The sequence below is a fragment of the Paractinoplanes ovalisporus genome (assembly GCF_016834655.1).
In the GTDB taxonomy this organism is placed as follows: Bacteria; Actinomycetota; Actinomycetes; order Mycobacteriales; family Micromonosporaceae; genus Actinoplanes; species Actinoplanes ovalisporus.
Genome location: NZ_JAENHP010000010.1, coordinates 184,262 through 196,442, shown reverse-complemented (window position 1 = coordinate 196,442; position 12,181 = coordinate 184,262). Strand labels below are relative to the sequence as shown.

Sequence of the window (12,181 nt, the reverse complement as noted above, 5' to 3'; positions counted from 1 at the left end):
GTCAGATCCCGGGGATGAACTGGATGAGGAGGTCGATGAGTTTGATGCCTAGGAACGGCAGGACCACGCCGCCGAGGCCGTAGATCCACAGGTTGCGGCGCAGCAGGGCCGACGCGCTCGACGGGCGGTAGCGCACACCGCGCAGGGCGAGCGGGATCAGCGCCACGATGATGAGCGCGTTGAAGATGACCGCGGACAGGATCGCCGAGCCGGGCGAGTGCAGCCGCATGATGTTGAGGGTGCCCAGGCCGGGGTAGACCGCCGCGAACATGGCCGGGATGATCGCGAAGTACTTGGCGATGTCGTTGCTGATCGAGAACGTGGTCAGCGCGCCCCGGGTGATCAGCAACTGCTTGCCGATCTCGACGATCTCGATGAGCTTGGTCGGGTCGGAGTCGAGGTCGACCATGTTGCCGGCCTCTTTGGCGGCCGACGTGCCGGTGTTCATGGCCACGCCGACGTCGGCCTGGGCCAGTGCGGGCGCGTCGTTCGTGCCGTCACCGGTCATCGCGACCAGCCGGCCGCCGTCCTGTTCCTTGCGGATGTACGCGAGTTTGTCCTCGGGCGTGGCCTCGGCCAGGAAGTCGTCGACTCCCGCCTCGTCGGCAATTGCTTTCGCCGTACGGGGATTGTCGCCCGTGATCATCACCGTACGGATCCCCATGCGCCGCATCTCGTCGAAACGCGCCCGCATCCCGGGTTTGACGACGTCCTTGAGGTGGATGACGCCGAGGACGCGACCGGTCTCGGCGACCACGAGCGGCGTGCCACCCTCGTCGCTGATCCGGTCGACGATCGCGGCGACCTCCGGGGACGGCCGGCCGACCCACTTCATGACGGCCGAGGCGGCGCCCTTACGAATTTGGCGTTCGGGCAGGTCGACCCCGCTCATCCGGGTCTGCGCGGTGAACGGGACGAAGACGGCGTGAGGGATGAGCCCGGGCTCACGCTCACCAAGACCGGCCAGTTTCACCACCGAGCGGCCCTCGGGCGTCTCGTCGGCCAGGCTGGACAGGTGAGCCGCCTCGGCCAGCGTGGCGGCGGTGACGCCCTCGACGGGGACGAACTCGGCCGCCTGCCGGTTGCCCAACGTGATCGTGCCGGTCTTGTCGAGAAGCAGCGTGTTCACGTCACCGGCGGCCTCGACCGCGCGCCCCGACATGGCCAGGACGTTCCGCTGGACGAGCCGGTCCATCCCCGCGATACCGATCGCCGAAAGGAGCGCCCCGATGGTGGTCGGGATCAGGCACACGATCAGCGACACGAGCACGATCCCGGTGACCCCGTTGCCGTCGAGGGCCACGGTGTCGGGGGCCGCCGCGTTGAACGCCTTCGAGAAGATCGCGAGCGGCTGCAGCGTCACCACCGAGAGCAGGAAGATGATGGTCAGCGCGGCCAGCAGGATGTTGAGCGCGATCTCGTTCGGCGTCTTCTGCCGGTTGGCCCCCTCGACCAGGGCGATCATGCGGTCGACGAAGCTCTCGCCGGGCTTCTGCGTGATCCGTACGACGATCCGGTCGCTGAGCACCTTGGTGCCGCCGGTGACGGCCGAGCGGTCACCGCCGGACTCGCGGATGACGGGCGCCGACTCGCCGGTGATGGCCGATTCGTCGACGCTGGCGATGCCCTCGATGACGTCGCCGTCACCGGGGATGGTCTGGCCGGCCACCACCACGACCACATCGCCCTGTTTGAGCTGGGTCGCGGAAATCTCCCGGCCGTCCTTCAGAACCGCGACGGTGTCCTGCTTGGCCGCGCGCAGGGCGGCCGCCTGGGCCTTGCCCCGCCCCTCGGCGACGGCCTCGGCCAGGTTGGCGAAGACGACCGTGAGCCAGAGCCAGACGGTGATGATCCAGGCGAACACGCTCGGGTCGGTGATCGACAGGACGGTCGTGAAGACCGCGCCGATCTCGACGATGAACATGACCGGGTTGCGCCACATGACGCGCGGGTCGAGCTTCTGCAAAGCGCCCGGCAACGACTGCCAGAGCTGGTGGGGTTCGATCAGGCCGGCCCGCACCGGCTTCGGCGACTCCACGGCCGGTTTTTCGGCAAGCAACGTCATGACAGGCCCTCCGCGAGGGGTCCGAGAGCGAGAGCGGGCAGGAAGGTCAGCGCGACCAGCACGACGGTGACGCCGACGACGAGCCCGACGAACAGGGGCTGGTGGGTGGGCAGGGTGCCCTCGGATTCGGGCGTGGCCTTCTGGCGGGCGAGGGAGCCGGCCAGGGCGAGCACGAGTACGAGCGGCAGGAACCGGCCGAGCAGCATCGCCAGCCCGAGCGCGGTGTCCCACCACGGTGTGTTCACGGTGATGCCCGCGAAGGCCGAGCCGTTGTTGTTCGATGCGCTCGTGAAGGCGTACAGGACCTCGGAGAGACCGTGCGGCCCGACGTTGAGCGCCGTGCTGTTGTGGCCGGTGGCGAAGGCCGCCGCCGTTCCGATGAGGACGAGCGCCGGGGTGATCAGGAAGTACGACGAGGCGAGCTTCATCTCCCGCGCGCCGATCTTCTTGCCGAGATATTCCGGCGTACGACCGACCATGAGCCCGGCCACGAAGACCGTGATGACGGCGAGGACGAGCAGGCCGTACAGCCCGGATCCGACGCCGCCCGGCGCGACCTCGCCCAGCATCATGTTGACCATCGGCATCATGCCGCCGAGAGCCGTGTACGAATCGTGGAACGAGTTCACGGCGCCGGTCGACGTCAGGGTGGTGGCCGCGGCGAAGGCGGCCGAGTTGGGGATGCCGAAGCGGGTCTCCTTGCCCTCCATGGCCGCCCCGACCGCCTGCGGAACCGTGCCGGCGCCGTGCACCTCGAACGCGACGGTCAACGCGACCGAGGCGATCGCCAGCACCGCCATCACGGCGACGATGGCGTACCCCTGCCGGTTCTGACCGACCATGCGGCCGAACACCCGGGGCAGGCTGAACGGGATCAGGAAGATGAGGAAGATCTGCAGCCAGTTGGTCCAGGCGGTGGGGTTCTCGAACGGGTGGGCCGAGTTGGCGTTGTAGAAGCCGCCACCGTTGGTGCCGAGCTCCTTGATCGCCTCCTGCGACGCGACCGGGCCGCCGGTGATGTGCTGGGTGGCGCCGGTCAGGGTGGTCACGTCGGTGCCGCCGGACAGGTTCTGCACCATGCCCGCGATCATGAAGATCAGGGTGGCCACGACGCAGATCGGCAGCAGGACGCGCAGGGTGATCCGGGTCAGGTCGACCCAGAAGTTGCCCAGCGTTCCCGACCGGCGGGCCGCGAACCCGCGGACGAAGGCGACCGCGACCGCGATGCCGACGGCGGCCGACACGAAGTTCTGCACCGCGAGACCGGCCATCTGGACAAGGTGACCCATGGTCGACTCGCCCGAGTAGGCCTGCCAGTTCGTGTTGGTGACGAAGCTGACCGCGGTGTTCCAGGCGACGTGGCTGTTCACCGGGTCGACCCCGAGCGAGAGCCACAGCTTGTCCTGCAGACGGACGAACGCGAAGAGGAACAGGATCGACACGGCGGAGAACGCGAGCACGCTGCGGGCGTACACGCCCCAGGTCTGCTCGGCGTTCCGGTCGACCCCGACGAGCCGGTAGACGCCCCGCTCGACGACGTTGTCGCGGGGGCCGCTCACGACGCGATACATGTAATCGCCGAACGGCCGGTAGACCGCGGCCAGCGCGAGCACGAGGGTGATGACGAAGAGCCAGCCGGCCATCAGAACTTCTCCGGGAAGAGCAGGGCCGCCACCAGAAAGGCGGCCAGCAGAACGGCCACGATCAGGCCGACGACGTTGACGGCGCTCACCAGCGTTCGACCGCCCGGATCAGCACGGCCAGCGCTGCGAACAGCGCCACCGTAAGCACGACGAACACGAGATCAGCCATGGTTCCTACTCCTGGACGAGGGGGTGGGGTGGCGCTTCGAGAGGAAGCATTCGCGCCCCGGAAACCCCTTGTCATCGGCGTTCACGCGATGACTACGCCCGCCCGCCGATCGTTAACGCCCTATTGACGACGGGCGTGACCGCGGCCACGTGGACCACACCGGGACGCTGGCGGTGAGCGGCCAGACCGCAAGCGGCCGGGGCGCAAATTTTGACGCGTTATTAACGCCTGGCCCGCGACCCGCCCGCACCGCCCGAGCGACCCTGGTTCGGTGAATGACCAATCCACTCCGATCGAGGCTCCGGCCGAGTACGCCGTACCGGCAGTCATGGCCTCTCCGGCCCACGAGATCACGCCGTCGAAGGGTGTGGCCGGATGGCTGCTACGGCACCGGGTGCAGCCGGTCGGGCCCGAGGCGGGTGAGGGACACACCGAGCAGCACTCGTGGTGGAAGGTGATGTGCCTGACGGGAGTGGACTACTTCTCCAGCCTCGCCTACGTCCCGGCGATCGCCGTCGCCGCGGCCGGGGCGGTCTCGCCGCTGGCCACGTTGCTGATCGTCGCGCTCACCCTGTTCGGTGTTCTGCCCATGTACCGGCGGGTGTCCCGGGAGAGCCCGCACGGCGCCGGGTCGGTCGCGATGCTGGAGCGGCTGCTGCCGTTCTGGCAGGGCAAGCTGTTCGTGCTGGTGCTGCTCGGGTTTGTCGCCACGTCGTGGCTGATCACGATCACCCTGTCGGCGGCCGACGCCAGCGTCCACGTGGTCGAGAACCCGTTCTTCCCGTCGTTCCTGCACGGGCACGAGGTGGCGCTGACCGTCGCGTTGCTGCTGCTGCTCGGCTTCGTCTTTCTGCTCGGCTTCAGCGAGGCGGTCAGCGTCGCCATCCCGTTGGTCGCCCTCTTCCTCGGCCTCAACGCGCTGGTCATCGGGGCCGGCCTGGTCCAGGTCATCACCGACGGCGCCGTGTGGTCGGCGTGGACGTCGGCCCTCGATGACACCGGCAACCTGTTCCAGCCCGCCCTCGTAGCGTTTCCCCTGCTCGTCCTCGGGCTGTCCGGCTTCGAGACCGGGGTCAGCATGATGCCGCTGGTCGCCGCCTCGAACCTGGAGAACCGGGTCCGCAACAGCCGGCGGCTGCTCACCACCGCCGCCGTCATCATGAGCGTCTACCTGCTCGCGGCCAGCCTCGTCACCACCGTGCTCATCCCGGCTGAGGAGTTCGAACCGGGCGGCGAGGCCAGCGGGCGGGCGCTGGCCTGGCTGGCCCACGAGCAGCTCGGCGAGGCGGTCGGCACCGCGTACGACATCAGCACGATCCTGATCCTCTGGTTCGCCGGCGCCTCGGCCATGGCCGGTCTCATCAACATCGTGCCGCGGTACCTGCCCGGTTATGGCATGGCGCCGGAATGGGGCCGGGCCGTGCGCCCGGTCGTGCTCGTCTACACCGCGATCACGGTCGTCATCACGATCGCGTTCGGCGCCGACGTCAACGCGCAGGCCGGCGCCTACGCCACCGGGATCCTGGCCATGATGGTCTCCGGGGCCTTCGCCGTCACCGTGTGGGCGATCCGCCATCGCAGGCGCGGCGCCACGGCCGGCTTCGCGGTGCTCACCCTGATTCTCGCGTACGCGCTGGTCGCCAACATCATCGAGAAGCCGGACGGCATCGCCATCTCGGGGCTGTTCATCGCCGGGATCGTCGTCGTCTCGCTGATCTCGCGGGTCAGCCGCACCACCGAGCTACGCGTGGACAGCATCGAGTTCGACGACACCGCCCGCCGGTTCATCACCGAGTCGCTGGAGCTCGACGGCGCCCTCGACCTGGTCGCGCACCGCCGCCAGAACGGTGACGCCGCCGAGTACCGGCTCAAGGAGCGCGAGCAGCGCGGCGACAACCCGGTTCCGGGCGCCAACGACATCCTCTTCCTCGAGATCGACGTGGTCGACCCCTCCGGTTTCAGCGACACCCTGTCCGTACGGGGAATCGAGGTCGACCGCAACCGCATCCTGCGCACCGAGGCCCCGGCGGCACCGAACGCGATCGCCGCGATCCTGCTCGCGCTGCGGGACGCCACCGGGGTGCGCCCGCACTGCTACTTCGCCTGGGCCGAGGGCAGTCCGCTGGTCCACATGGTGCGCTATTTCCTGCTCGGCCGCGGCGACACGGCCCCGGTCACCCGCGAGATCATCCGCAAGCACGAGCCCGATCAGGCCCGTCGCCCCGGCATCCACGTGGGGAGCTGACCAACGGCGGTCAGGCCTCGGGCGTGGGGTCGTCCGGGGTCTCGGGGACGGTGGTCACCGGCGGCGTGGTGGCCGGGGGCTCGGTCGCCGGCGGGTCGGTCGGCTCGACGACGGGCGGGTCCGTGGGTGACGGGCTGGTGTCCGGGGTCGGCGACGTCGAGGGCTTCGGCGGCGTGGAGGTCGGCGGCGGGCTGCTCGGCACGGCCGGGGACGACGTGGCCGGCGGCGTGGCCGTCTTGCTCGGGGACGGGCTCACCGTCTCGCGGCGAGGAGCTTCCTTCCGCCGTACGGTCGTGGTCGTCGCCCCGGTCTGGGAGATGCCGGCGGTCGGCGACATCGACGGCGCCGGGCGGCTGGGACTCGGCGAAGTCGTGGCCGGGTGGGCGCCTTCCAGAGCGGCCTCCGCCTCGCGACCGCCGGGCGTGGCGGTGCCGTTGGCCAGCTGCGCGCCGACGACGCTCACGATCGCGGCGACGACCGCGACGGCTCCCATGGCCATGGCGCGGCGACGCGACCGGTGGGGCGCCGCGGCACTGACCGCGTGGGGCACCGGGCCGGTGATGCGGCGCAGGGCTTCGGCGACGGCGGCGGCCGAGGGGCGAGCGCCGGGGTCGTCGGCGGTGCAGGCCTTGTAGAGACGGACCATCTCGCGGGGCAGGACCAGCTTGCGGGGCAGGCGCGGCGCCGGCCGGCCGTGGCGGGTGGCGAAGATCTGGCCGATGCTCTCGCCGGGCCAGGCCCGGGCGGCGGTGAGGCTTTCGAACAGCAGCAGGCCGAGGGCGTAGACGTCGGCGGCCGGGAACGCGGGCTCGCCGCTGAGTTGTTCGGGCGCCACGTGGGCCGGGCTGCCCCAGAGTTCACCGTTGCTGCTGTGGCCGGCCGCGACGGCGATGCCGAAGTCGAGCACCTTCACGCCGTCGGCGGTCAGCATGACGTTGCGCGGGTTGACGTCGCGGTGCACGAGACCCTGCGCGTGGGCGGCGGCCAGCGCGGCGGCGGTCTCGGCACCGATGCCGGCGGCCTGGCGCCAGCGGAGAGGACCCGTGCGGGAAAGGCGGTCGGCCAGCGTCTCGCCGTCGACGAACTCCATCACCAGGAACGGCGTCGGCCGCCGGCCGCCCGGGACCTGGCCGTAGTCGTAGACCTGCGCGATGTTCGGGTGGCTGAGCCCGGCCGCGGTGCGGGCCTCGCGGAGAACGTCGGTCGCGGTCTCGTCGAACAGCTTGATGGCGACGGAGCGTTTCAGGACGTTGTCGAATCCGTGATGCACCACGGCACTCCCACCGTGGCCAAGGGCGTCACCCAATCCGTAACGCCCCGCGAGCAACTGCACAGCGACCTCCCCGACGGCCGTCCCCCGCGCCGTTGTCACCGCGAGCTTCCGCAGGTTACCCGCCGGACGTGGGGTGAAACTACGGCGCAGGTCACGTATTGATCAATGAACTTTCCCGTTCCACCACTGTGGACATTCACCGCTTCCGCGTCACGGCGCACTGACGGTGAGCGATTTATGAAAAGCATTCTGATCATTCCGGGCCGAGGCAATGGGCAGGTCACGGGCCGGTTGATGCTTCTTGACACTTTGTTAATCAATAAGCAGACTTCAATGCGTTTTCCCCATGTCCCCTGACGAGGAGCTCCCCCATGGCTCGCCCGTACCGGTGGATCGCGGTTGCCGCAGTTGCGGTGACGGCGGTCGGCCTGACCCCCCTCATGAGTTTCGCCGACGACACGCCGGATCCCTCGCCCTACCCGCGGGTCGACGTGGCCCAGACCCTGGACCTTCCGGCCGGTGTCGTCGCGGCGATGAAGCGCGACCTGAAGCTCACCGACGAACAGATCGCCGAGCGGCTGCGCACCGAGGCCGCGGCCCCGGTCGTCCAGACGCGCCTGAAGGCCAAGCTGGGCAACGCGTACGGCGGCGCCTGGATCAAGAAGGGCCAGGAACGGCTCACCGTCGCCGTCACCACCGAGGCCGCCGCGAAGCAGGTGCGCGCCGAGGGCGCCGAGGCTCAGCTCGTTGGCCGCGCTGAGAGCGCTCTCGCGGCCGACCGGGCGAAGCTGGACAAGCGCGGCGCCAAGGCGGCCGACGCCATCCGCGCCTGGCGCATCGACCCGGCCACCAACAGCGTCGTCGTGACGGTGAAGCCGGGCGCCGAGGCCCAGGCCCGCAAGTTCGCGAAGGACAGCGGCGTCGATGCGGTGACGGTCGAGACCTCGGCGGTCGCGCCGAAGCCGGTCTACGACATCCGCGGCGGCGACCAGTACGTGATCAACGGCAACACGTTGTGCTCGGTCGGCTTCCCGGCCCGCCGCGGTGGCGCGCCCGGCTTCGTGACCGCCGGTCACTGCGGCGGCCGGGGCGCCGCGGTCAAGGGCTTCAACAACGTCGACCTGGGCAGCTTCGGAGAGTCGGAGTTCCCCAACACCGACATGGCCTATGTCGCGGCCAACGGCAACTGGACCCCGCAGCCGTGGGTCAACAACTACGCCGGCGGCAACGTGATCGTGGCCGGCTCCAACGACGCCGCGATCGGTTCGTCGATCTGCCGCTCGGGCCGCACCTCCTCGTGGACCTGCGGCACCCTGCAGGGCCGCAACGAGACGATCAACTACTCGAACGGCCCGGTGTACGGCATGAGCCGGATGAGCGCCTGCGCCAACCCGGGCGACTCGGGCGGTTCGGTCATCGCCGGCAACCAGGCCCAGGGCGTCACCTCCGGCATCTCCGGCGGTTGTGGCTCGGCCAACCCGCAGACCTGGTTCCAGCCGGTCAACCCGATCCTGTCGCGCTGGGGCATCAACCTGGTCACCAGCGGGGGCGGCAGCTCCGGGGGCGCGCTGATCAGTGCCCTGAACGGCCGCTGCCTGGACATCCCGAACGGCGACTTCTCGGACGGCGTCCGCGTGCAGATGTGGAACTGCAACGGCTCGGCCGCGCAGAAGTGGGAGTTCGTCAACGGCACCCTGCGTACGGGGAACAACAAGTGCCTGGACGTGGCGTGGGGCTCGACCGCCAACGGCGCGATCCTGCAGATCGTCGGCTGCTCGGGCAACCCGGCCCAGGGCTGGGTCCTCTCGGCCGCCGGTGACCTGGTGAACCCGCAGGCCAACAAGTGCGCCGACATCGAGGCATGGAACCCCAACGACGGCGCCAAGCTGGTGCTGTGGGAGTGCCACGGCGGCGCGAACCAGAAGTGGCGCCGCGGCTGAGCAGTTCGTTCGTGATGTGCCGGCCGTACCGCGTACGGCCGGCACGTCGGCCGGGGCAGCGCGCGACGCCCCGGGCCGGTATGGTTCCCCCGCTCTGACTTTGATCTTCGGGGGATCTCGCATGAAACACCTGGTCCGTGCGCTCGGCGTTGCCGCCGTCACCGCTGCCGCCGTCACGCTGCCGTCGACCGCGTGGGCCGCTGATCCGGAACCGCAGCTCGTGGCGCTGACCAACGCGAGCGCGGGCGACACGCAGACCTACCGGCCGTTCCAGAAGGGACAGTCGCTGCCCGTGGCGGCCGGCATCGCGAACGTCGGAGCCGCGCCCGTACGCGGAGTGGTCGTCGACCTCTATGTCTCCGGCGAGATGGAACTGCCGCGCGACTGGACCAACTGCGAGTACTACGGCGACGACATCGTGCAGGGCGCCTGGTGCGAGTTCGACACCGAGCTGCAGGCCGCCACCAGCTACCTGCTGAACCCCCTGAGCATCGCCGGCCAGGCCGACGCGAGCCGCATCAAGTATCCGCACTGGTTGCTGTTCTCCTGGTACCCGAAGTCGTACGCCGAGGAGAACGGCGGCATCCGCAACCTGGCCCGCAACGCCTCCTCGCAGGAGGGCCGCGACCCGGTGCGGGGCACGAAGCTGCCGCTGACCCTGCAGAAGGCGGACCTGCCCGTCCCGACCGGCGAGGGCAGCAACAACCCGCGCGGCTCGATCGCCTACTACTTCGTTCTCAAGCCGCCGGCGAGCCCGACCGCGACCCCGACGACCAGCCCGACCCCGACCGTCGTGCCGCCCGGCAACCCGACGTCCCCGGTGCCCTCCGACTCCCCCGGCCCCACCGAGACCGTCACCACCGACCCGACGCCGACCGCAACCTCCGCGTCCCCGTCGGCCACGGCCGCACCCGCGACGACGACCGACGCGTCCACCGGCCAGGGCGGCGGTGGCGGCTTGGCCCTCACCGGCGCGAACACGGCCCTGGTCGCCGGCGGCGGCCTCGTCCTGCTGCTGGCGGGGGCGGGCGGTTTCCTGTTCACCCGCCGACGCCGGACGAAGTTCGTCGCCTGAGATCAGCGGCCGCGCCCGCTTCCACCGGCCGGCGCCTCCCCGGCCGTCACCGTGGCGATCTTGGTCGCCGAGCCCAGCGTGCCCGATTCGGCCAGTCCGCCGACGCTCGCGCCGGACGCCGAGCCGCCGGAGTAGATCGCGTACTCCTCGCCCGTGGTGATGGCGGGCGAGGAGAAGACGATGTTCTGCATCGCCTTGGAGGTGACGAACGAGGCCACGACCTCGCCGTCGCCGTCGACCACCTGCAGCGTGGTGCCGGCCGGGACGGTCGCGTCGAGCGTGGCCGACAACCAGCCCTGAGCGGAGTCGGTGCCGGGCGCCACCGCCATGCCCGAACTGCCGGCCGCGACGAGGACGCCGCCGCTGATGGTGAAGCTTCCGTTGACGTCGAGCGCGCCGTTGCCGCCCTGAACCGGGCCGTTGACCACCACGGTGCCGCCGGTGATGGACGCGGTGCCGTTGGAGTCGAGGCCGTCGCCCTCGGCATCGATCACCAGGGTGCCGCCGGTGATCGTGGCCGTGAAGTCGCCGACGCTCTCGCCGCCACCACCGCGCTGCTCGGTGTCGGCGCCGCCGGAGTCGCCCGCCGCGTTGAGACCGTCGTCGCTGGACGTGATGTCGGTGTCGCCGCCGTTGACGACGATGGTCGCCGACTCGATGCCCTCGACCGACGAGGTCACCTCGACCGTGCCCGTGTCGATCTGCAGGGCCTGGTCGGCGTGCAGCCCGTCGTCGCCGCTGGCCGCGGTGAGCGTGACCCCGTTCACCCGGATCACGCCGTTGCTGTGCACGGCGTCGTCGGCCGAGTCGACGGTGGCGGTGCCGCCCTCGAGCACGGTGATCACCCCGGACTTGAGCCCCTTGGTCGACGTCTCGTCGGAGGGAGCGACCGTGTGGCCGCCGCCGGACGTCACCTTCAGGGTCCCGCCGGTCAGGACCAGGTCGGTGGTGGCGTCGACGCCGTCGCCGCCCGCCGTGACGGACACCGCACCCCCGGAGACAGCGATGTAGCCGGAGTCGGCGTCCTCCTCGTTGTCCGCCTTGAGCCCGTCGCCGCCCGCGGTGACCTTGATCGTTCCGCCGGTGACGACCAGGTAGTCCTTGCCGCGGAGGCCGTCGTCGGTCGCCGTGACGGTGATCATGCCGGACTCGATGAGCAGGCCGTCCTTGGACGCGATGGCGTCGTTGCCGTTCCCGGTCACGGTCAGCGTCCCGGTGCCGGTGACGGTCAGGTCGCCGGCGCTGAACAGGGCCGCGTTGACGTCGGCGTCGTCGGCGTAGGAGTCGGTGTCGGCCAGCTCGTTGGTGCTGCCGTCGGCCAGGTCGACGACGAGCTGGCCGACCTCGGTGGCCGCGATCGCGGCGGTGGTGGAGCTGGAGATCTGAGCGCCGTCGAGGATCAGGACGACATCGGCGTCGGCAGCGTTCACGACGATCTGACCGTCGGTGAGCGAGCCGGTGATCCGGTAGGTTCCGGCCGCGGTGATCGTGACGGTGGAGCCGTCGACGGTGACACCGTCGCCGGACGCCGTCGCGGAGCTGCCCGACAACGTGATCGAGACCGCGTTGCCGGTGTCGGCCTCGGCGGCGGTGTGGACCGTTTTGTTCGCGGCGAGGACGTCGGCGGCGCTCTGCGCGACGTCGACCGCCGCGGTGGTCGTGGAGGCGGCTGCGGCCGTGGTTTCGGCGGTGCCGGAGCAACCGGCCAGCGCGGCCCCGGCCAGAACGGCCGAGGTGACGGCGGCGAGAAACTTCTTCCGGATCCTCATGG

Annotated in this window: 8 protein-coding genes; 3 read left to right on the top strand and 5 right to left on the bottom strand. The window is 70.3% G+C overall.

The features are described from left to right. Window position 1: 1 nt before the first annotated feature. The 3 genes from kdpB to kdpF are packed head-to-tail and all read right to left on the bottom strand — an operon-like array spanning window position 2 to window position 3,797. On the bottom strand, window positions 2-2,065 hold the full coding sequence (gene kdpB, locus JIG36_RS28355; RefSeq protein ID WP_203379457.1) for a potassium-transporting ATPase subunit KdpB: 2,064 nt from the start codon (window positions 2,063-2,065) through the stop codon (window positions 2-4). Continuing rightward, window positions 2,062-3,708, bottom strand: coding sequence for a potassium-transporting ATPase subunit KdpA (kdpA, locus tag JIG36_RS28350; RefSeq protein WP_203379456.1), 1,647 nt, complete (start codon window positions 3,706-3,708; stop codon window positions 2,062-2,064). Before kdpA ends, kdpB begins: the two co-directional genes overlap by 4 nt. Beyond that, on the bottom strand, window positions 3,708-3,797 hold the full coding sequence (kdpF, locus tag JIG36_RS54210; protein WP_203379455.1) for a K(+)-transporting ATPase subunit F: 90 nt from the start codon (window positions 3,795-3,797) through the stop codon (window positions 3,708-3,710). The genes kdpA and kdpF overlap by 1 nt, the downstream gene beginning before the upstream one ends. A 408-nt stretch (window positions 3,798-4,205) precedes the next feature. On the opposite strand from kdpF, the gene JIG36_RS28340 reads away from it, so the two are divergent. Further along, on the top strand, window positions 4,206-6,122 hold the full coding sequence (locus JIG36_RS28340) for an APC family permease (RefSeq protein WP_203379533.1): 1,917 nt from the start codon (window positions 4,206-4,208) through the stop codon (window positions 6,120-6,122). A gap of 10 nt (window positions 6,123-6,132) precedes the next feature. Here the strand turns inward: JIG36_RS28340 and JIG36_RS28335 are convergent, their stop codons facing one another. Continuing rightward, window positions 6,133-7,455, bottom strand: a complete 1,323-nt coding sequence (locus JIG36_RS28335; protein ID WP_307872939.1) for a serine/threonine-protein kinase — start codon at window positions 7,453-7,455, stop codon at window positions 6,133-6,135. Between the two features lie 311 nt (window positions 7,456-7,766). Here JIG36_RS28335 and JIG36_RS28330 point away from each other — a divergent pair, with 311 nt between their 5' ends. Both JIG36_RS28330 and JIG36_RS28325 read left to right on the top strand, forming a co-directional pair. Next, window positions 7,767-9,335 carry a ricin-type beta-trefoil lectin domain protein gene (locus JIG36_RS28330; protein ID WP_236048370.1) on the top strand — a complete coding sequence of 523 codons (1,569 nt, stop codon included), beginning with the start codon at window positions 7,767-7,769 and terminating at the stop codon, window positions 9,333-9,335. A 121-nt stretch (window positions 9,336-9,456) separates the two neighbouring features. Then, window positions 9,457-10,410, top strand: a complete 954-nt coding sequence (locus JIG36_RS28325) for a hypothetical protein (protein WP_203379453.1) — start codon at window positions 9,457-9,459, stop codon at window positions 10,408-10,410. A 2-nt stretch (window positions 10,411-10,412) separates the two neighbouring features. Here JIG36_RS28325 and JIG36_RS28320 read toward each other — a convergent pair whose 3' ends face one another. Next, window positions 10,413-12,179, bottom strand: coding sequence for a carbohydrate-binding domain-containing protein (locus tag JIG36_RS28320; RefSeq protein ID WP_203379452.1), 1,767 nt, complete (start codon window positions 12,177-12,179; stop codon window positions 10,413-10,415). Between the last annotated feature and the right edge of the window lie 2 nt (window positions 12,180-12,181).